Source organism: Streptomyces sp. NPDC002730, assembly GCF_042888805.1.
In the GTDB taxonomy this organism is placed as follows: domain Bacteria; phylum Actinomycetota; class Actinomycetes; order Streptomycetales; family Streptomycetaceae; genus Streptomyces.
Map to the genome: position 1 here is coordinate 270,879 of NZ_JBIAQG010000002.1, position 20,261 is coordinate 291,139.

At 70.2% G+C, this 20,261-nt stretch carries 19 protein-coding genes; 12 read left to right on the forward strand and 7 right to left on the reverse strand.

Features of this window, described 5'->3' with window-relative positions:
• Window positions 1-66 precede the first annotated feature (66 nt).
• The 5 genes from ACFYXH_RS06140 to fabF all read left to right on the forward strand — a co-directional run bounded on the left by ACFYXH_RS06140 (window position 67) and on the right by fabF (window position 4,915).
• Window positions 67-1,251 (forward strand): PucR family transcriptional regulator, encoded by a 1,185-nt coding sequence (locus tag ACFYXH_RS06140; protein WP_389560952.1) that lies wholly within the window; start codon window positions 67-69, stop codon window positions 1,249-1,251.
• A gap of 89 nt (window positions 1,252-1,340) precedes the next feature.
• Complete coding sequence (locus ACFYXH_RS06145; RefSeq protein WP_389560953.1) at window positions 1,341-2,252, forward strand: ACP S-malonyltransferase; 912 nt, start codon at window positions 1,341-1,343, stop codon at window positions 2,250-2,252.
• A gap of 16 nt (window positions 2,253-2,268) precedes the next feature.
• Complete coding sequence (locus ACFYXH_RS06150; RefSeq protein ID WP_362676192.1) at window positions 2,269-3,270, forward strand: ketoacyl-ACP synthase III; 1,002 nt, start codon at window positions 2,269-2,271, stop codon at window positions 3,268-3,270.
• Window positions 3,271-3,325: 55 nt separating this feature from the next.
• On the forward strand, window positions 3,326-3,574 hold the full coding sequence (locus ACFYXH_RS06155) for an acyl carrier protein (protein WP_078077492.1): 249 nt from the start codon (window positions 3,326-3,328) through the stop codon (window positions 3,572-3,574).
• 78 nt (window positions 3,575-3,652) lie between these two features.
• Window positions 3,653-4,915, forward strand: coding sequence for a beta-ketoacyl-ACP synthase II (gene fabF, locus ACFYXH_RS06160; protein WP_389560954.1), 1,263 nt, complete (start codon window positions 3,653-3,655; stop codon window positions 4,913-4,915).
• A gap of 84 nt (window positions 4,916-4,999) precedes the next feature.
• Here the strand turns inward: fabF and ACFYXH_RS06165 are convergent, their stop codons facing one another.
• Entirely contained in the window at window positions 5,000-5,494 is a 495-nt protein-coding gene (locus tag ACFYXH_RS06165; RefSeq protein WP_327323367.1) for a DUF3145 domain-containing protein, read from the reverse strand.
• A 261-nt stretch (window positions 5,495-5,755) separates the two neighbouring features.
• Between ACFYXH_RS06165 and ACFYXH_RS06170 the strand changes: the two genes are divergently transcribed.
• Window positions 5,756-6,676, forward strand: a complete 921-nt coding sequence (locus tag ACFYXH_RS06170; RefSeq protein WP_389560955.1) for an SGNH/GDSL hydrolase family protein — start codon at window positions 5,756-5,758, stop codon at window positions 6,674-6,676.
• A 22-nt stretch (window positions 6,677-6,698) separates the two neighbouring features.
• Here ACFYXH_RS06170 and ACFYXH_RS06175 read toward each other — a convergent pair whose 3' ends face one another.
• Window positions 6,699-7,712: a hypothetical protein gene (locus ACFYXH_RS06175; protein ID WP_389560956.1), complete on the reverse strand. Its 1,014-nt coding sequence runs from the start codon at window positions 7,710-7,712 to the stop codon at window positions 6,699-6,701.
• A 231-nt stretch (window positions 7,713-7,943) separates the two neighbouring features.
• Here ACFYXH_RS06175 and ACFYXH_RS06180 point away from each other — a divergent pair, with 231 nt between their 5' ends.
• Window positions 7,944-9,224, forward strand: a complete 1,281-nt coding sequence (locus tag ACFYXH_RS06180) for a pyroglutamyl peptidase (RefSeq protein ID WP_389560957.1) — start codon at window positions 7,944-7,946, stop codon at window positions 9,222-9,224.
• A gap of 787 nt (window positions 9,225-10,011) precedes the next feature.
• The gene (locus tag ACFYXH_RS06185; protein WP_389560958.1) at window positions 10,012-11,460 is read left to right on the forward strand and encodes a hydrolase; all 1,449 of its coding nucleotides are present in this window, start codon (window positions 10,012-10,014) and stop codon (window positions 11,458-11,460) included.
• Window positions 11,461-11,605: 145 nt separating this feature from the next.
• On the opposite strand, the gene ACFYXH_RS06190 is transcribed toward ACFYXH_RS06185, so the two are convergent.
• Window positions 11,606-12,214, reverse strand: coding sequence for a LysE family translocator (locus tag ACFYXH_RS06190; protein WP_389560959.1), 609 nt, complete (start codon window positions 12,212-12,214; stop codon window positions 11,606-11,608).
• Between the two features lie 83 nt (window positions 12,215-12,297).
• Between ACFYXH_RS06190 and ACFYXH_RS06195 the strand changes: the two genes are divergently transcribed.
• Window positions 12,298-13,044: a carbon-nitrogen hydrolase family protein gene (locus ACFYXH_RS06195; protein WP_389560960.1), complete on the forward strand. Its 747-nt coding sequence runs from the start codon at window positions 12,298-12,300 to the stop codon at window positions 13,042-13,044.
• Here ACFYXH_RS06195 and ACFYXH_RS06200 read toward each other — a convergent pair.
• The gene (locus ACFYXH_RS06200) at window positions 13,041-13,859 is read right to left on the reverse strand and encodes an EI24 domain-containing protein (protein WP_389560961.1); all 819 of its coding nucleotides are present in this window, start codon (window positions 13,857-13,859) and stop codon (window positions 13,041-13,043) included. The genes ACFYXH_RS06195 and ACFYXH_RS06200 overlap by 4 nt on opposite strands.
• Window positions 13,860-14,093: 234 nt before the next feature.
• Between ACFYXH_RS06200 and ACFYXH_RS06205 the strand changes: the two genes are divergently transcribed.
• The gene (locus tag ACFYXH_RS06205; RefSeq protein WP_389560962.1) at window positions 14,094-16,634 is read left to right on the forward strand and encodes a M14 family zinc carboxypeptidase; all 2,541 of its coding nucleotides are present in this window, start codon (window positions 14,094-14,096) and stop codon (window positions 16,632-16,634) included.
• Between the two features lie 83 nt (window positions 16,635-16,717).
• On the opposite strand, the gene ACFYXH_RS06210 is transcribed toward ACFYXH_RS06205, so the two are convergent.
• Both ACFYXH_RS06210 and ACFYXH_RS06215 read right to left on the reverse strand, forming a co-directional pair.
• Complete coding sequence (locus tag ACFYXH_RS06210; protein ID WP_327323374.1) at window positions 16,718-17,146, reverse strand: organic hydroperoxide resistance protein; 429 nt, start codon at window positions 17,144-17,146, stop codon at window positions 16,718-16,720.
• A 67-nt stretch (window positions 17,147-17,213) separates the two neighbouring features.
• On the reverse strand, window positions 17,214-18,233 hold the full coding sequence (locus tag ACFYXH_RS06215) for an NADP-dependent oxidoreductase (protein WP_389560963.1): 1,020 nt from the start codon (window positions 18,231-18,233) through the stop codon (window positions 17,214-17,216).
• A 91-nt stretch (window positions 18,234-18,324) separates the two neighbouring features.
• Here ACFYXH_RS06215 and ACFYXH_RS06220 point away from each other — a divergent pair, with 91 nt between their 5' ends.
• The gene (locus ACFYXH_RS06220) at window positions 18,325-18,750 is read left to right on the forward strand and encodes a MarR family winged helix-turn-helix transcriptional regulator (protein ID WP_389560964.1); all 426 of its coding nucleotides are present in this window, start codon (window positions 18,325-18,327) and stop codon (window positions 18,748-18,750) included.
• A 27-nt stretch (window positions 18,751-18,777) separates the two neighbouring features.
• On the opposite strand, the gene ACFYXH_RS06225 is transcribed toward ACFYXH_RS06220, so the two are convergent.
• Window positions 18,778-19,497 carry a hypothetical protein gene (locus tag ACFYXH_RS06225; RefSeq protein ID WP_389560965.1) on the reverse strand — a complete coding sequence of 240 codons (720 nt, stop codon included), beginning with the start codon at window positions 19,495-19,497 and terminating at the stop codon, window positions 18,778-18,780.
• A 134-nt stretch (window positions 19,498-19,631) separates the two neighbouring features.
• On the opposite strand from ACFYXH_RS06225, the gene ACFYXH_RS06230 reads away from it, so the two are divergent.
• Window positions 19,632-20,204 (forward strand): hypothetical protein, encoded by a 573-nt coding sequence (locus ACFYXH_RS06230; protein ID WP_389560966.1) that lies wholly within the window; start codon window positions 19,632-19,634, stop codon window positions 20,202-20,204.
• The last annotated feature ends 57 nt before the right edge of the window (window positions 20,205-20,261 follow it).

A 20,261-nucleotide genomic window follows, 5' to 3' on the forward strand; every position in this document is an offset into this window, starting at 1 on the left:
CCGGGTGGGACGGACCGGAACCCCCGCCCCTCCGCTCACCCGTCCCGATAAGGCACTCTTGTCCCCGTGCCCGAACCTGCAGCGAACCCCGCCCACCCGCATTCAGCGACCCTTCGCCGACTGGAGCAGTCCTCCGGCCGGCTCGCCGCGAACGCCATCGCACGTATGGACGAGACGCTGCCCTGGTACCGGGCGATGCCCCCGGAGAACCGGTCCTGGATCGGCCTGGTCGCCCAGGCCGGTATCGCCGCGTTCACCGAGTGGTTCCGGCATCCGGAGACCCCGCAGGCGATCTCGACGGATGTCTTCGGTACGGCTCCGCGCGAGCTGACCCGGGCCATCACACTGCGCCAGACCGTCGAGATGGTGCGCACCACCATCGAGGTCATGGAGGCGGCGATCGAGGAGGTTGCCGCGCCCGGCGACGAATCGGTCCTGCGCGAGGCGCTGCTCGTCTACGCACGCGAGATCGCCTTCGCGACCGCCCAGGTGTACGCGCAGGCCGCCGAGGCCCGCGGTGCCTGGGACGCCCGCCTCGAATCCCTCGTGGTGAACGCCGTACTGTCCGGCGAGGCCGACGAGGGCGCGGTCTCCCGCGCCGCCGCGCTCGGCTGGAACTCACCCGAACATGTCTGCGTCATCCTCGGCACCGCACCCGACGGGGACAGTGAGCTCACCGTCGAGGCGATCCGCCGCGCCGCCCGGCACGCCAAGCTGCAGGTGCTCACCGGAGTGCTCGGCGACCGGCTCGTCGTCATCGCGGGCGGCAGCGACAATCCGCTGCAGGTCGCCAAGGCACTGATCGGGCCCTATGCGGCCGGACCCGTGGTCGCGGGGCCCGTCGTCCCCGACCTGCTCGCCGCGACCAGGTCCGCGCAGGCCGCGGCCGCCGGGCTCAAGGCCTGCTCCGCCTGGCAGGACGCGCCGCGACCGGTGCTCGCGGACGATCTGCTGCCGGAGCGGGCGATCGCCTCAGACCCTGCCGCGCGCGAGCAGTTGGTGGAGGAGATCTACAGACCGCTGGAAGAAGCGGGGTCGGCGCTGCTGGAAACTCTGAGCGTCTATCTGGAACAGGCGAGCAGTCTCGAGGGCGCGGCACGGATGCTCTTCGTCCACCCCAACACCGTGCGCTACCGGCTGCGACGTGTGACCGACGTCACCGGATGGTCACCCTCCGATGTACGCTCCGCGTTCACTCTGCGGATCGCGCTGATCCTGGGGCGTCTGGCCGACGGAGATTCGCAGTCCTAGACTTTTGTCGAACACCAACAATTCCCCTGACGGTTCTTCGTCCCTGTCCCCACGGGCGGTTGGGGCCGTCCGCAAGAGAGAGTGTGAGGGTGCTCGTACTCGTCGCTCCCGGCCAAGGCGCTCAGACGCCCGGCTTCCTGACTCCCTGGCTCGACCTCCCCGGCGCTGCCGACCGCATCGCGGCCTGGTCCGACGCCATCGGGCTCGACCTTGCCCACTACGGCACGAAGGCCGACGCGGACGAAATCCGCGACACTGCCGTGGCACAGCCGCTCCTCGTCGCCGCCGGGCTGCTGTCGGCCGCCGCGCTGGGCGAGATGTCGCCCGGTGCCGTCGCGGGTCACAGCGTCGGTGAGATCACCGCCGCCGTGTTCGCCGGTGTCCTCGACGACACCGCCGCGCTCGGTTTCGTACGCACGCGAGGCCTGGCGATGGCCGAGGCCGCCGCGGTCACCGAGACCGGCATGTCGGCCGTCCTCGGCGGCGACCCCGAGCAGGTCGTCGCCCACCTCGAGAAGCTCGGCCTGACCCCGGCGAATGTGAACGGCGCCGGCCAGATCGTCGCCGCCGGCACCGCCGAGCAGCTCGCCGCGCTGGCCGAGGACAAGCCGGAGAAGGCCCGCGTCATCGCGCTGAAGGTGGCCGGAGCGTTCCACACGCACCACATGGCTCCCGCGGTCGCGACCCTCCAGGAGGCCGCGGCCGGTCTGACGGTCGCCGACCCTGCCGTTCCGTACGTCTCGAACAAGGACGGGCAGACGGTCGCCGGCGGCGACGACGTCATCGCCCGGCTGGTCGGCCAGGTCGCCAACCCGGTCCGCTGGGACCTGTGCATGGAGACCTTCAAGGAGCGGGGCGTCACGGCCCTGATCGAGGTCTGCCCCGGCGGCACGCTCACGGGCCTCGCCAAGCGCGCGCTGCCGGGTGTGCAGACACTCGCGCTGAAAACCCCCGACGACCTCGACGCGGCCCGCACGCTGCTCACCGAGCACTCTGCCTGACAAGGAGCCGTAGAGCATGTCGAAGATCAAGCCCAGCAAGGGCGCCCCGTACGCACGCATCATGGGTGTCGGCGGCTACCGTCCGACCCGGGTCGTGCCCAACGAGGTGATCCTCGAGACGATCGACTCCTCCGACGAGTGGATCCGCTCGCGCTCGGGCATCGCCACCCGCCACTGGGCCTCCCCCGAGGAGACCGTGGCCGCGATGTCCGTCGAGGCCTCCGGCAAGGCGATCGCCGACGCCGGAATCACCCCGCAGCAGATCGGCGGCGTGATCGTCTCCACCGTCTCGCACTTCAAGCAGACCCCGGCCGTCGCCACCGAGATCGCGGACAAGATCGGCGCGATCAAGCCGGCCGCGTTCGACATCTCCGCGGGCTGCGCGGGCTTCGGCTACGGCCTGACCCTCGCCAAGGGCATGGTCGTCGAGGGCTCGGCAGAGTATGTACTTGTCATCGGCGTCGAGCGGCTCAGCGACCTCACCGACCTGGAGGACCGCGCGACGGCCTTCCTGTTCGGCGACGGTGCGGGCGCGGTCGTCGTCGGCCCGTCCAAGGAGCCGAAGATCGGCCCGACCGTCTGGGGCTCCGAGGGCGACAAGTCCGAGACCATCAAGCAGACCGTGCCGTGGGACGACTACCGCAACGGCACCGTCGAGAAGTTCCCCGCCATCACGCAGGAGGGCCAGGCGGTCTTCCGCTGGGCCGTCTTCGAGATGGCAAAGGTCGCGCAACAGGCCCTGGACGCGGCCGGGATCAGCGCCGACGACCTGGACGTCTTCATTCCGCACCAGGCCAATATGCGGATCATCGATTCGATGGTGAAGACTCTGAAGCTGCCGGAGCACGTCACGGTCGCCCGTGACGTGGAGACCACCGGCAACACCTCGGCCGCCTCGATTCCGCTCGCCATGGAGCGGCTTCTGGCGACCGGGGCGGCGAAGAGCGGTGACACCGCGCTCGTCATCGGCTTCGGGGCGGGTCTCGTCTACGCCGCGACGGTCGTTACCCTCCCCTAGGCACACCGGATCTTCCGGACGCCACACCCTCTGAAACAAACCGAAGGAGCGCCACATGGCCGCCACTCAGGAAGAGATCGTCACCGGTCTCGCGGAGATCGTGAACGAGATCGCCGGTATCCCGGTCGAGGACGTCCAGCTGGACAAGTCCTTCACCGACGACCTGGACGTCGACTCGCTGTCCATGGTCGAGGTCGTCGTCGCCGCCGAAGAGCGCTTCGACGTCAAGATCCCGGACGACGACGTCAAGAACCTGAAGACCGTCGGCGACGCCGCGGACTACATCGCCAAGCACCAGGCCTGAGCCTGAACCGCGTTTGTCGCCACCCGGCGGTGGCGCCGTGACAATTCAGCACCCCCTACACGTGGAGAAAGAATTCCTGTGAGCTCGACCAATCGCACCGTGGTCGTCACCGGTATCGGCGCAACCACACCGTTGGGTGGCGACAGCGCATCGACCTGGGAAGGTCTGCTTGCCGGGCGTTCCGGCATCAAAGCCCTCGAGGGCGAACGCTTCGCCGACCTCCCGGTCCGTATCGCCGCGCTCGCCGCGGTCGACCCTGGCGAGGTTCTGCCGCGCCCGCTGGCCCGCAAGCTGGACCGCTCGGCGCAGTTCGCGCTGATCGCGGCCCGCGAAGCCTGGGCCGACGCCGGCTACACCGCTCCGGCCGGTGAGGACGACAAGGTCCAGCCCGAGCGGCTGGGTACGGTCATCGCCTCCGGCATCGGAGGCGTAACGACTCTGCTCGACCAGTACGACGTGCTCAAGGAGAAGGGCGTACGCCGCGTCTCCCCGCACACCGTCCCCATGCTCATGCCGAACGGCCCCTCCGCCAACGTCGGCCTGGAGGTGAACGCCCAGGCGGGCGTGCACACCCCGGTCTCCGCGTGCGCGTCGGGCGCCGAAGCGATCGGCTACGCCGTCGAGATGATCCGTACCGGCCGCGCCGACGTGGTCGTCGCCGGCGGCACGGAGGCGGCGATCCACCCGCTGCCCATCGCGGCGTTCGCCAACATGATGGCGATGTCCAAGAACAACGACGAGCCCGAGAAGGCCTCTCGCCCGTACGACAAGGCCCGTGACGGCTTCGTCCTCGGCGAGGGCGCGGGTGTCGTCATCCTGGAGTCGGCCGAGCACGCCGCCAAGCGTGGCGCGAAGGTCTACTGCGAGGTGCTGGGCCAGGGCCTGTCCGCGGACAGCCACCACATCGCCCAGCCCGAGCCGACCGGCCGCGGCATCGCCACCGCGATGCAGAACCTGCTGGACGCGACGGACCTCAAGCCGTCCGAGGTCGTGCACCTCAACGCGCACGCCACGTCGACGCCGCAGGGCGACATCGCCGAGATCAAGGCCCTGCGCAAGGTCCTGGGCGACGAGCTCGACCATGTCGCGGTCTCCGCCACGAAGTCGATGACCGGCCATCTGCTGGGCGGCGCGGGCGGCATCGAGACCGTCGCGACGGTCCTCGCGCTGTACCACCGCACGGCTCCGCCGACCATCAACATCGACGATCTCGACGAGGCCGTGGACGCGGACATCGTGCGCGGCGAGCCCCGCAAGCTCCCCGAGGGCACGATCGCCGCGATCAACAACTCGTTCGGCTTCGGCGGCCACAACGTGGTCCTCGCCTTCCGGACCGTCTGAGTCTCCGTACTTTTCGTACGTAACCTCTCGTACGTACGGGAAAGGGCCCCCACCGCATGGTGGGGGCCCTTTCCCGTACGTCCGTCAGACGACCTGGTGCAGCCAGCGGACCGGCGCGCCCTCGCCCGCGTACCGGAACGGCTCCAGCTCGTCGTCCCACGGCTTGCCGAGCAGCTTGGCGATCTCCGCCTCGAGATCCGTCTCGCCCTGCGCCGAACGGGCCAGCGCTGCGCGCAGCCGGTCCTCGGGGATCAGGATGTCACCGTGGATCCCGGTGACGGCGTGAAAGATGCCGAGGTCGGGCGTGGCGCTGTAGCGCTCACCCTCCGCCGTGGGGCAGGGCTCCGCGGTCACTTCGAAGCGCACGAGATGCCAGCCGCGCAGCGCGGAGGCGAGTTTGGAGGCCGTGCCCACCTCGGCACGCCAGGAGAACTCGGATCTCCAGGTACCGGGCGACGCCGGCTGCCGGATCCAGTCGAGCTGGACCCGCACGCCAAGAACACCCGCGACCGCCCATTCGACGTGCGGGCACAGCGCGCGCGGTGCGGAATGAACGTACAGAACGCCGCGTGTCGTCACCGGGACCTCCAGTGTGGGACGAGGATCGCCTTCCCAGCGGCCTCAGTAAACAGCATCGAGACTCAAACTCCACAAAAGGGACAGTATGTGACGTGATGTAATTTACCGGAGCCGACGGGCACGATGCCTCTGGGTCGACGGGGGAAAAGCTACCGTGAGTAGGCGGCCAAGGGGTGACGTAGTGTCGGTCCAGGGGCCCGTACGCACCAAGCTTTCACTCGACAAGACGCCATGGGCCGGTGATACGGAGGGAAACCGGGGATGCGGGAGACCAGTCGGACACGCCGCTCGCGCGGCGCCGCGGCAGTCCTGACGGCAGCTTTACTCCTTGCGACCGGCGCGCTGGCCGGATGTGACTCCTCGTCGGATGCCAGAGGAAACGGCGCGCCCGCCAAACGGCGGCCGTCCCCACGCCCCACCCCGGTCTGGGACCGCAGCCCCGATTCGATCGCCGCCGTCGGTGACTCCATCACCCGTGGTTTCGACGCCTGTGTGGTCTTCTCGGACTGCCCGGAGGTGTCCTGGGCGACCGGCACGGACACCAAGGTGCGCAGTCTGGCGCTTCGGCTGATCGGCGAGCCGACAGCCGTCGCGGAGCGCAGCTGGAACTACGCGCGCTCCGGGGCCGATGTCGGTGACCTGCCCGAACAGATGGCGCTGGCGGCGGCGAAGAAGCCCGAATTGGTGACGGTGATGGTCGGCGCAAATGACGCCTGCCGGGACTCGGCGGAGAAGATGACGTCGGTGGACGAGTTCCGGGCGTCGTTCAAGGCGTCGATGGGACAGCTACGGCGTACCGCGCCGAAGGCGCAGGTGTACGTGTCGAGCGTGCCGGACCTGATGCGGCTGTGGTCGACCGGCCGCGGCAATCCGCTGGGCCGGCAGATCTGGAAGCTGGGAATCTGCGCCTCGATGCTCGGCAACTCGGACGATGTGAGCCCGAAGGCCCAGCAGCGGCGGACGATGGTGCATGAGCGGGTCGTGGCGTACAACCAGGTGCTGCGGGACGTCTGCGCGAAGGATCTGCGCTGCCGCTACGACGGCGGGGCGGTCTTCGAGTACCGGTTCAGCGGCGAGCAGTTGAGCCGCTGGGACTGGTTCCACCCCAGCAGGAACGGACAGGAGCGGCTCGCGGAGATCGCGTACCGCAATGTGACCGCCGCGCAGCCGCCGCGGGCCTGAACCGGGGTCCGGAGCCGCAACCCTAGAGCGCCTCGCCTGCCATCCGTTTGGCGCAGCGGCTCAGCAGGGTCACGGCTCCGAAGCTGACCAGCGCGATCGCGCCGGCCACGGCCGCCGGGACGAACGCACCCCCCGTGCCCGCGCGGAACGCGCCGATCGCGCAGAGCACCATGATGATCGAGTACAGCGACCGGCCCACCTTGGCGCCCGCGGGGACGCAGCGCAGCAGCTGTGGGATGGTGCTCGCGGTGGCGAGACCGAGGCCGAGCGGCAGTGCGGTGGCGAGCATCAGGCCCGCGAAACCGAAGGAGTTGCCGTACGCGCCCCAGCCGGCGCCCGCGACCAGCAGCGTTCCGGCGCCGCCGAGGGAGAGCAGTACGAGCAGGCCGTTGATCCACGCGGCCAGGGTCGCCGCCTTGCGGACGCTCGCGAGGTGGGCGACCGGGGAACGCCAGGCGTCCGGCATGATCCGGCGCAGTTCGCCCCGAAGGCCCATCAGCTTGAGGTACATGAACACCGCGCCGGCGAGCGCGGCGAGTCCGGCCAGGGCGGCTGCGAAGCCGAGCGGGGCCTCGGAGATGCCGTAGTGGATTCCGCCGAAGGTGAGCAGGATGCCGGGGACGAGGGCGAAGGCGAAGACCTTGGTGGAGTTCTGGATGCGGATGACCAGGTCGCGCTGGTCCGGGTTGAGGTTCGGGTCGATGCGCATACGGGCATCGGCGAGCCGCTGCTGGGGCGGCTGGGGGTGTTGGGGCTGCTGCGGGTGCGGCTGGTAGGGCTGTTGGGGTGCGTACGGCTGATGGGGGTAGCCCTGCTGCTGCGGATAGGGCTGGGGCGGCTGTTGCGGATAGCCGCCCTGCTGGGGGTAGCCGCCCTGCTGCGGCGGATACGGCTGTCCTTGGTACGGGCCCGGCTGGCTCTGGTACGGCCCCGGCTGTCCTTGGTACGGCCCCTGCTGGCCTGGCTGGCCCTGCTGACCTGGATACATCTGTGGTGCCTCCCCCGAACCCGACTGCTTCGGCGGGGAGTTTGCCATACGGCCCACGGGAGCGGTGTCAAGGGGCCCGCCACCCGCGCCGTACGGCCTGCTACGCCTGGGCGTCCAGCGTGGCGCGAAGGCGGCCGGCCAGATCGTGGGCGGTGTCGGCGGCACAGGCGGTCTCGACGGCCTCGGCCGGTTCTGGTGCGGCCTGTGTGGCCGGAGTGACGCGCTAGCCACGGCCGCGACCATGAAGCGATACTTCCGCCACCCGACGGAAGGATTCTCGTGTCCCGAATACGCGTCCGCCTGCACGTAGTTGGCGTCGCCGTCGTCACCCTCACCCTCGCCGGCTCACCGCTCGCCGCCGCCCAGCAGGCTCCCGCCCAGCAGACTCCGGCACAGCCAGGTCCCGCACAGCCTGCTCCCGCACAGCCGGGCTCCGTCGAGGAAGCCCGGCTCGACCAGGCCGTCCCCCAGGAGATTCTGCGGCGCAGCGGATTCGCTGCCGTGGCACCGGAGTTCATAGGTGCGCTGGCGGGTGCGAGGTCGTACCGGCAGGCCGAGCTGGCCGTCGAACGGCAGGGATCCCGGCTGTGGGACCGCGCCGTGGACCGGGCGCAGGGACGCGGCCCCGCGCGCGGCGATCTGAGCCGCGACGACGACCGGCCGCTGTACTGGGCGCGGCTCGGGATGACGCGTGAACTGCGGCAGTGGCAGCCGGAGTTCGGGCTCTCGGACGCGCAGCGGGCGAAGCTGCTGGACCGTCTGGAGCGCTCCTCGCGCGGCCAGGACTCGATGAACCTCCCGGCGGGCAAGGGCTTCAAGCGCATTGTGATGACGGGCTTCGACCCGTTCACGCTGGACCGCGACATCCGCATCAGCAATCCGTCCGGCGCGACTGCGCTGGCGCTGGACGGGACGTGGATCCGTACGGCCGACGGGTTCGCCCGGATCGAGACGGCCGTCTTCCCGGTCCGCTGGCAGGACTTCGCGGACGGCACGGTCGAGCGGACGCTGCGCCCGCAGCTCCCGATGGCGGATCTGTTCACCACGGTGAGCCAGGGCCGGGTGGGCCGCTTCGACATCGAACGCACCAACGGCGCGTGGCGGGGCGGGTTCCCGGACAACGAGAACCTCTCGCGTCTGGAGACGGTGCCGGTCGGCGACCCGCCGTCGCAGCCGCAATGGACGACGACCACGCTTCCGTACGCGGCGATCGTGGCGGCGAACACCGGGCGCTTCCCGGTGCTCGACAATACGTCGGTGACGGAGATCCCGGCGGGCGAGACAGCGCCGGTGGTACGCCCCGACGGCCCGACGCCGGGCTCTACGGCGCGCGCGGGCGGTGGCGGCAACTACCTCTCGAACGAGATCGCGTACCGCGCGACGCTGCTGCGGGACCGGCTGGGGCTCACCATCCCGGGCGGCCATGTGCACACGCCGGTGCTGCAGTTCGGGTCGGGCAACACGACGGAGATCACGGACCCTGAGTTCGTGCAGAACAGGCTGGACATCATTGAGCAGGTCCGGTCGATCATCCGCGTGACGGCGGAAACGACGGGCTGACGGGTCCGGGCCGCCTCCCTTCGGCGAGCCGCACCCAAGGCGCCGAGGGCGGCGGCCTCGCGCCGCGCTCAACCCACAGGCGGGGGCGGGCCCCAGCCCCGGAGGGCCTGCACGCCGCCCCCCGAAGACGCCGCCCCCGCCGGGGCAACCCCGGCACCCACGGCTGCGCCGCACCCCGCCGGGGCGGCGGCCGACCCGCCCCCGGCGCGCTCAACGCACGGACGGAAGCAGGCCCCAGACCCGACGCAGGCGGCCTCGCGCCGCCCCGCGAAAGACGCCGCACCCGCCGAGCAGCAACCCAGCCCCCCGGCGCGCTCAACCCACGGGCGGAAGCAGGCCCCAGACCCGACGCAGGCGGCCTCGCGCCGCCCCGCGAAGACGCCGCGCCCGCCGAGCAGCAACCCAGCCCCCCGGCACGCCTCACCCAGGCGGAGGCGGGGGCCGGACCCCGACGGCGACAGGTTGCGCGTCCACCCGCGAAGACGGCGCGTCCGCCGCGGCACCCGCGGCTGCGTCTCACCCGGCGGAAGCCGCCCCGCGGGCGGCAGCCTCGAGCCGCGCCGCGGCAGGTAAGGCTGACCGGCCGGGGCGCCAACGGCAGTCTCCCCACCCGCCGTTGAGGTGGCCGCCGCCGACGGGCTCACCGTCCCGCACGACCGTTGCCGGGCCCAAGCCTGCCTTGTACCGTTCAAGCGCGCGTTGCCCAGTTTTCCGCCAGTCGCTGTTCTACGCGCGCAGAATCGGCGCCCGCACCGCCTCTCCCCCACCCCTCATGGAGGTATGCCGGATGCTCGGATCCAGAAGCCCCAGAAGATACAGACGCGGATTCACCAGCGCCCTGGCCCTGATCGCCGCCCTGATCGCCGGAACCGCGGTCCAGGCAGCCACCGCCCCCACGGCGGCCGCCGCCACCCCGCACCGGATCCTCTTCGACAACAGCAAGGCCGAGACCGCCGGCAACGCCGACTGGATCATCGGCACCAGCCAGCCCGACCCGCTGGCGCAGGATGCGACCCCCTCAGCCGAGACCGACTGGACCGGCGCCCTCTCCGCCTGGGGTGTCGCGCTGCAGAAGACCGGCAACTATTCCCTGAAGACGTTGCCTTCGGGCAACACCATCACCTACGGCACCAGCGCCGCGCTGGACCTGCAGAACTTCGACACCTTCGTGCTGCCCGAGCCGAACGTCCTGCTCAGCGCCGCCGAGAAGACCGCGGTTATGAAGTTCGTACAGAACGGCGGCGGGCTCTTCCTGGTCTCCGACCACACCGGCGCCGACCGCAACAACGACGGCTACGACGCGGTCGAGGTCATCAACGACCTGATGAGCAACAACAGCGTCGACAGCACAGACCCCTTCGGCTTCTCCGTCGACACGCTGTCGGTCTCCACCGACAATCCGAGGGCCATCACCGACTCCACCAACCCCGTGCTCAACGGCTCCTTCGGCAAGGTCACCGGCAGCATCATCCGCAGCGGTACGACCGTCACGCTCAAGCCGGCCGACAACCCCGCCGTCAAAGGCCTGGTCTACCGGACCGGTTACTCCGGCAACACCGGCGCCTTCTTCGCCACCAGCACCTTCGGCAGCGGCCGGGTCGCGGTCTGGGGCGACAGCTCACCCATCGACGACGGCACCGGCCAGTCCGGCAACACCCTCTACGACGGCTGGAACGACACCGCGGGCACCAACGCCGCGCTCGCCCTCAACGCCACCGAGTGGCTCTCCGGCGGCACCGGCGGAGGTGGCGGAGGCGGCACCTGCACCGCCGCCCAGCTGATCGCCAACCCCGGCTTCGAGTCCGGCAGTACGTCCTGGTCGGCCAGCGCCGGTGTCATCACCACCGACAGCGGTGAGGCCGCCCGTACCGGCTCGTACAAGGCCTGGCTGAGCGGCTACGGCTCCGCCCACACCGACACCCTCTCCCAGTCGGTGACCGTCCCGTCCGGCTGCCTGTCCGCCACGTTCAGCTTCCATCTGCACATCGACACGGCCGAGACCACCACGAGCACGGCCTACGACACCCTCAAGGTCCAGGTCCTGAACAGCAGCGGCACGGTGCTGTCCACTCTCGCGACGTACTCCAACCTCAATGCCGCGAGCGGCTACGCCCAGCGCAGTTTCAACCTCGGCGCATACGCCGGGCAGACCGTCACCCTCAAGTTCACCGGCACGGAAGGCTCACAGCTGCAGACGTCGTTCGTCATCGACGACACGGCGCTCAATGTGAGCTGACCTGCGCGAGCGCTTCCGCCCGAAGGCGCTGAGGGAGTTCGGCACGGCCGCCGCGGTCGACATGCCGCGGCGGTCGACAGGGCCGCCGCGGTCGACATCGCCGCGGCGGTCGGCATCGCCGCGGCGGTCGGCATCGCCGCGGCGGTCAGCGGGCGAGTCCGAGCGTGACGCCCAAGCCGACCAGCACCGAACCGATCGAGCGGTTGAGGACCTTCTGCCACCTGAGCATGCCGGTGCGCAGACGGGAGTTGGAGAAGAACAGCGCGACAAGACCGAACCACCCGAGATGGGCGAGGGACATGAACAGCCCGTAGCCCGCCTGCTGCCACACCGCCGTTCCCGGGCCCACGACCTGGGTGAACGTGGAGACCACGAAGAGCGTCGTCTTCGGGTTGAGCGCATTGGTGAGGAAGCCGGTGCGGAGCGCGCCCAGCCGGGTCAGTTCCGGCTTCGACTCCAGATCGACGGCGAGGTCGGCGCGGGCGATGAAGGTGCGGACGCCGATATAGACGAGGTACGCCGCGCCGACCAGCTTGATCGCGGTGAACAGCGCGGTCGACGAGGCGATCAGCAGGCCGACCCCGAGCATCGTGTACGTGACATGGACGAGGACACCCGCGGCGACACCGGCCGCTGCCAGCAGCCCTGTCGTACGGCCGTAGAGATAGCTGTTGCGGACGACCATCGCGAAGTCGGCGCCCGGGCTGATGACGGCGAGGACGGTGATGACGGCGACGGCGATCAGTTCGGTCATGCGCCGATGCTCGCCAGCGCCGTACTCGTGATCAATCGAATTCGGCTTTCCTCCCGGATGGTGAGACAGCGATGATGGACCGCATGATCGTCGCTGCAGCGCAATTCACGCCCGTACCGGGCGATATCGATGCCAATGTCCAGTCGATGCACGGCCTGGTCCACTCGGCGTCCGCGCAGGGCGCCCGGCTCGTCGTCTTCCCCGAGCTGGCTCTGACGGGGTACGAGCTGGAGCCGATCGCCAAGGACCCGGACCTGTGGGTGGCCGAGGACGACCCGCGTCTCGAGCCCGTCAGGGACGCCTGCCGCACGACCCGCACGGCCGCGGTGGTCAACTGCGCGGCCCGCACCGACGGCGGGCGGCCCACCATCGCCTCGGTCGTCATAGGCCCGGACGGCGAGCTGCTCACCCGCTACGACAAGCGGCATCTGCACGGGGTCGAGCTCGATGTCTTCACGGCAGGCACGGCGGACGGCCGATTCACGCTCGACGGCATCCGGTTCGCGCTGGCGATCTGCTACGACAATCGCTTCCCGGAGCTCGCCGAGCGGGCACGTGCCGACAATTGCCAGGTGTATGTGGCAAGTTCGGCGCTCGATGCGGAGAACGACTCCTTCGAGGCGGTCTATCCGGTCCGTGCCAGGGACAACGGCCTGTATGTGGTCCTCGCCAACCCCGTGGGGCCCAGCGACGCCGGCGACTGCTGCGGCCGCAGCACCGTCTGGGGCCCGGACGGTGCGGTGCTCGCCACGGCGGGCACAACGGCACTCGAACTCGCGGTCGCGGACCTTCCCCTCCAGTCGTTGCCGGTCGTTTCCGGTCGTTTCTAGTCCTTGCTGAAGCTGTACGGCGCCGGGGCCGGGGCCGGGTTCGCGGTCACCGGCGGGTCCGACGGCTCCGACGGCTCCGACGGCGCCTCCAGATCACGCACCATCAGCGTCGCGCCCGCCACCGCGCCCGGCATCAGGAACACCGCCACGAACGGCACGAGGAAGGCCAGGGCCAGCGGCACGCCGAAGCCGAGAGTGAGCATCCGGCGGCCCCGCAGCAGCGCCAGGCGCTCCTTCAGCTCGACGCCGCGCCGCTGGAGCGCCACCGCCGTGAGCTCCTCCGCGAGGAAGAAGCCCGAGACGCAGAAGCCGATCGCCGGGACCACGGTCTGGCCGACGACCGGGATGAAGCCGAGTGCGAAGAGCAGCACTCCGTATAGCACCACCCGCGCCACGACCCGCAGCGAATCGCGCGCGGAGATCCACAGCTCCCGCCAGAGCGGCAGCCCGGACTCGGGGACGTCGCCGCCCTCGCTGCGGTCGACCTGCTCGGACAGGGACTCGTAGAAGGGCTGGCCGACCAGCAGCGCCACCGCGGTGAAGGTGATCACCGCGAGGAACAGCCCGAAGACGAAGACCAGCGCGGTGAAGAAGCCACGGAACAGGCCCTGCCAGGGCGAGGTCCAGTCGTCGGCGAACGGCGTCGCCCAGGCGGTCAGATCGTCCGCGCCGTAGGCGAGAGAGACGAGCGCGGCCGTGTACAGCACCAGCGTCACCAGGCCGGGCAGCAGCCCGAAGCCGAACCACCGGCCGTGCCCGCCGACCCAGCGTTGGCCTTTGATCAAGTAGCCGAAGCCCACCCCGAAATCACGCATACGCCCACCTTATCGGGGGCCGGAATCGGCATTCCGGGGAGGACGGCGGAGGGGTCTTATGAGTTCTCACGAGTTCCCACGAGTCCCTTTCCGCGCCTGCGAACCACGGGTTGGGCCGGACGCCGAACCGGGTGTCACATTCAAGCCCCCCTTGTTGTTCGGCAGTTGAACCGGTAGACCCCTGCGTATTGATCGTTGTGCCGATCGATCCCCACACTCCGGAGGCACGTACGCATGGGCCTGTCACGTCCCGTCCTGATCGCCACCGCCGTCCTCGCCGGGGCGGTGCTTCTCGCGCCCGGCGCGGCGACCGCCGCACCCGGTCGCGACGGCCCGCATCCCGTACGCGAAGGGGGCGGGCGCGACACCGCAGTCGCGAAGGCTCCGCTCTCGGCCGCCGCCAGGGCGCTGGGGACCGCAGCCCCCGAGCTCGCGAAGAGCGGCGGATATCCCCGCAGAACCGTCCTGGACACACCGCCCGCGAACCCGGCCGACAAGTCGATCAAGCTGGGCCTCGCGCCGTACCACTCGCTCGCCCCTCGGCTGAACGCCCTGCAGAAGCTCGGCGACCGGGTGAGCGTCGAGGTCGCCGGGCGGTCGGCCGGCGGGCACCAGCTGTATCTCGTCACCGTCACCGCGCCCGAGAACTCCCACCAGGCCCGTGAGCAGGAGCGGATGCGGGAGCTGATCGAGAACTCGCCCTCGGCCGCCGCCAAGGACAAGCGGGTCAAGTCCTCGTACAAAACACCCGTCTTCATCAACAACAACATCCACGGCAATGAGTGGGAGGGCACGGACGCCGCCCTGAAGCTCATCGAGGACCTGGCGAAAGCCAAGGACGGCACGACCGCCGAGCTGCTCGCCAAGAACCGGATCTACCTCAATGTGACGGCCAACCCGGACGGCCGGATCGCCGGGACCCGCGTCAACGCCAACGGCTTCGACCTCAACCGGGACTTCATCACCGGCTCCCAGCCCGAGGCACGCGCCATCCGGCAGATCGCCATCGACAAGCAGCCGGCCGTCATGCTCGATCTGCACGGGTACGTCAACGGCACGCTGATCGAGCCGACGACTCCGCCGCACGGCGAGAACTACGAGTACGACCTCTTCCTGAAGAACGCCTATGCGAACGCGCTGGGCATGGAGAAGGCCGTCAACGGGCTCGGCTACACCCCGGCGAAGGACGGCGTCGAGCCCGCCGTCATCCCCTTCCGGGACCAGAAGGAGGGCTGGGACGACTGGCCGCCGATCTTCACCCCGCAGTACATGCCCTTCCAGGGCGCGATCGCCGCGCACACCATCGAGTTCCCGATGGCGGTCAACAACGAGGAGTACGACACCCTCCCGGTCACCGAGCTGCGCCGCCGGGCCGGGATCAACAAGGACATCGCGGGCGCGGCCATGCGCGCGACCCTCGACTACACACGTACACACCGGGCTTCGGTGATCGCCGACCAGATCGAGACGTTCCGGCGCGGCGCGACGGGCGAGGCGCAGCGGCCGGTGTCGGAGAAGACCGTGCCCGGGGTGCCGGGCATCGGGCCCGAGGACGTGTACACCACGACCTTCCCGCGGGCGTATGTGATTCCGTCGGGACGCGGGCAGAGGTCGGCGACCGCGGCGGCCCGGCTGGTGGACCATCTGGTCGCCAATGACGTACGGGTGGAGCGGGCGATCCTGCCGTTCCGGCTGGCGGGCCGCGGTTATCCGGCAGGTTCGTACGTCGTCGACATGCGCCAGCCCAAGCGCGGCATCGCCAATGTGATCCTGGCCGCGGGCCGGGACATCAGCGCGGACGTCTCCACGATGTACGACATCTCGGGCTGGAGCCTGGGGCTGCTGTGGGGCGCGAGTGTGGACAAGGTCGCCGCCGGTGGGCTGCATGTGGTGGGGCGTACGGTCCATGCCGCGTCGCCGACCGGATATGTCGCTCCGTTCGGGGATCTGCGGCTGCGGCTCGACGACCCGAAGGAGCTCGCCGCTCTCAACTCGCTGCTCGCGCAGGGCGTGTCGGTGCGGCGCGCGGCGGACGGTTCGGCGATCGTGCCCGGCTCGGCCCGTCGTGCGGCGGCCGTACTCGCCGACCGTCACGGGGTCGCCTTCTCGGCCACCAAGGAGAAGGGCAAAGCCCAGCTGCACCGGACCAGGGTGGCCGCGGCCGTGACCCCCGGTGAGCTGTTCGCGCTGCGCGAGATGGGCTTCGAGACCCAGCCGGTCTCAACGGCCGTGCTGAACGCGGGCTATGACTGGTCGAAGGCGGATGTCCTGTATGTGTCCAGCGGTCTGGAGTACGGGAAGCTGAACCCGGCCGCCCGCGGCGCGCTGAACGCCTTCCTCGCGGGCGGCGGCGCCGTGGTCGCTCTCGGTGCGGACGGCGCGGCCTTCAACACCGAGGCGGGGCTGCTCGCAGCCAAGCCGGTGGCGGGCAACGGGGACGCGAACGGCGTGGTCCGGGTGGCCAATGCGGCCGGCAGCCCGGTCACCGGCGGCGCGCCCGCGCACAGCTTCGTGTACTCCCCGCGCTGGTTCACCGACCTCGGCCCGGGTGTACGCGTCGAGCAGTCGTACGGCTCCGGGAACCCGCTCGTCGCGGGCCACTGGCGGTCGTTGGAAGACGGTACGGGCGGACCGAAGGACGCGGCTGGCAAGGCGTCGATCGTCAGCGGCACGGCGAAGGCGGGCGCCCCGGTCGTGCTGTTCGGCACCGAGCCGCTGTTCCGCGACCATCCCAAGGGTGTCTTCGCGCAGATCGGCCGGGCGCTGCTGCTGTAGCGGCGGCGAAGTGACCCGGTGATACGGCCGAGGGCCCCACTCCCGCGCGGGAGTGGGGCCCTCGGTCTTCAGCTGTGCCGTTGTCAGGCGACGGCGAGCTCGACCTTGATGTTGCCGCGGGTGGCGTTGGAGTACGGGCACACCTGGTGCGCCTTCTCCACCAGCGCCCGGGCGGTGGCCTCGTCGACGTTCGGGATGGAGGCGGTGATCGCGACCTCCAGGCCGAAGCCGCCGGCCTCGTTCTTGCCGATGCCGACCGAAGCGGTCACGGTGGAGCCCGAGATGTCGGCCTTCTCCTGGCGGGCGACGACACCGAGCGCGCCCTGGAAGCAGGCGCTGTAGCCGGCCGCGAACAGCTGCTCCGGGTTGGTGCCGGCGCCGCTGCCGCCCAGCTCCTTGGGCGGGTTGACGACCACGTCGAGGTTGCCGTCGTGGGAGGCGACACGGCCGTCCCTGCCGTTCTCCGCGGTGGCAACGGCGGTGTAGAGGACGTCTATGTTCTGGATGGACATGCGGAAGGTTCCTCCTGAGGTGTCGCCGCGACTCGCGCCCACGGATCGCGGCGGTCTGGCGATGAGCCTAACGGGTGAGCGAAACGATCATCTTGCCGGTGTTCTCACCACGGAGGAGGCCGAGGAAGGCGTCGAAGCCGTTCTCGATGCCCTCGACAGCCGTCTCGTTGTACTTGAGCTCACCGGAGGCGATCCAGCCGGCGACCTCCTGGACGAACTGCGGCTGGAGGGCGGCGTGGTCGCCCACGAGGACGCCCTGCAGGCGCAGTCGCTTGCCGATGATCATCGGCATGTTGCGCGGGCCGGGGGTCGCCTCGGTGTTGTTGTACTGCGCGATCATGCCGCAGATGGTCGCCCGGCCGTGCACGTTGAGCGAGGAGATCGCGGCCTCGAGGTGGTCGCCGCCGACGTTGTCGAAGTAGACGTCGATGCCGTCGGGGGCGGCTTCCTTCAGCTGCTCGCCGACGGGGCCGTTCTTGTAGTTGAAGGCGGCGTCGAAGCCGTACTCCTCGACGAGGAGCTTGACCTTCTCGTCCGAGCCCGCCGAACCGATGACGCGGGAAGCGCCCTTGAGCTTGGCCATCTGGCCGACCTGGCTGCCGACGGCGCCGGCCGCGCCGGAGACGAAGACCGCGTCGCCCTCCTTGAAGGAGGCGACCTCGAAGAGTCCGGCGTAGGCGGTGAGGCCCGTCATACCGAGGACGCCGAGGTAGGCGGAGAGCGGGGCGAGCGAGGCGTCGACCTTGGTGGCGTGCTTGGCGTTCACCGTGGCGTACTCGCGCCAGCCGAGGCCGTGCAGAACATGGTCGCCGACCGCGAAGCCCTCGGCCTTCGAGGCGATGACCTCGCCGACGGCGCCGCCGTCCATCGGGTGGTCGAGCTTGAACGGCGGGACGTAGGACTTCACGTCGTTCATCCGGCCGCGCATGTACGGGTCGACCGAGAAGTGCAGATTGCGTACGAGGATCTGCCCCTCGCCCGGCGCGGTCACCGGAGTCTCACGCAGAGCGAAGTCCTCCGCCTTGGGCCAGCCGTGCGGGCGGGCGACAAGGTGCCATTCACGGCCGGATGCGGGAAGTGCGGACATGCTGCGTTCCTCCTAGAAAAAGCTTCACCTTCTGAAAGAACCATGCTCCTGGATATTTCATGTTGTCAAGTAACTGGGTATCCTGGTGCCCATGGCCACTCCACGAACTGATCCCCTGACCGTCGAGGTCGTCGAGCTCATCGGCAGCGTCGTGGCCCGTTACTACACGGAGTACGAGCAGGCCGCGGCCACGCACTCACTCACGGGGGCGCAGGCCCGGGTGCTGGGACTGCTGACCGTGGAGCCGACGCCGATGCGCCATATCGCGCAGAAGCTGAAGTGCGAGCCGTCGAACGTCACCGGCATCATCGACCGGCTCGAGGCCCGTGGACTGGTGGAGCGACGCCCCGATCCGAACGACCGCAGGGTCAAGCTCGCCGCCCCGACCGAGGACGGCAGGGACACCGCGCGCAGACTGCGGGAATCGCTGAGCTTCTCCCGCGAGCCGCTGGCGAAGCTCTCCGACGAGGAGCGGACGGTCCTGCGGGACCTGCTCAAGCGGATGCTGGGCGAGTAAACCCTCGCCGCGCCCTGGGCAGGGCTCCTACAGGCACCACCAGAGGAAGCGGTCGCAGGTCTGCGTCGGGGTCGGGTCCGGCGGCGGGTCGGCCGGAGGCTGTGTGGATTCGCCGGCCGAGGGCGAGGCGCTCGGCTGCCCGGAGGACGAGGGCTGCGCACTGCTGGAGGGCTGATCGGCGGAGGCCGAGGGCGACGCCTGGCCGCCCGCCCGGCTGCTCGCGGCCGGCTTTCCGCCACCGCCGCTGCCATCGCCGCTGCCGGTACCCGTGCCGGACCCTGTTCCCGTGGGACGTACCGCAGTGGACGTGGACACGGCCGGTTCCGTCACCGGATCCGGACCCTCGGGGGTCACATCGGCGTCCGTGGGCTCCGGTGCGGGCTCCGTCTCGGCGCTCGTGTCTTCCTTCACGGCGGTGGCGGCACCGTCGTCGCCCGGGTCCTCGATGGCCAGCTCCGCCAGACTCAGCGCACCTGCCGCCAGCACCAGGCCGACCGTACCGAGCAGCACCTTGCGGCCACGCCGCTTGCGCGCTCGGCGTGCGCCTGCGGCTTTGCGGCGCGGTGGAGCCTGCCGGCGCGCACGCCGATGACCCACGGGCTCGGACACCTCGTCCAGTTCGTAGACGTGGTTCTCCGCCGCGGGCACGCTGGGGTGGTGACGCCTGAGCTCCTCGACGGGCGTACCGCATCCGGCGCAGGCCAGGGCCCCGTTGAGGTGCCGTCGACACTGGTTGCAGTAATCCATGGCGCCCGCAGATTATGCGGCGCGGTGGCACCAGAGGTGGATGGCCATGTGAGGATCCTGTGTGGAATCCCCACTTCCGCGGCGCGGCAGCTCGGCCGGGGACGACTGTGGCCCGCCGTTGCCGACGGGGCAGGATGTCGGGCATGACCACTGCCGCACCATTCGGGCCGCGCGACTTCCAACTCGTACTGTTCCGCCGAATGGCCGACCACCAACCGGGGCTCGTCGAGGACGCCCGCCGCGAACTGGGCGCCTCGCTCGCCGAGATGCGTGAGGCCAACCGCCGCTGGCAGGCGATGGTCCGCTCCCCGAGAAAGCGCGGCGCGCTCGCACGCTACCGCTCGGTGCTCGGTGCGCCGGAACGGATCGTACGGCGGCGGATCGGCGACCTGGAGTGCGACGCGCTGCTGTGGCCCGTACCGCTCTGGCCCGATCTGCGCTTCGAGGTGCTGGCCACGGACGACGGAGCGGTGTGGAACGAGTGGCTGGTACGCGCGCCGGGGGCGGCGGCACCCCAACTGCGTACGGCGGAGGATCTGCGGCCCTGGTCGTGCACGGTGGACGAGGTGGCCAGAGCCTTCCCCCCGGCGAGGCCGATGGAGGGGTCGGCACCGACCAGATCGCGGCTGGCGTTCACCCTGCCCGGCGGCGAGGCATGCGTCGCGGAGTTCACCTGGGGTTTGTTGCAGCGGCTGACGGTGGGCTGAGGCCGATCGGCTGAACGGATCTGGCGGTGCGTCAGTTCCGTACCCCCGACCGGCTCA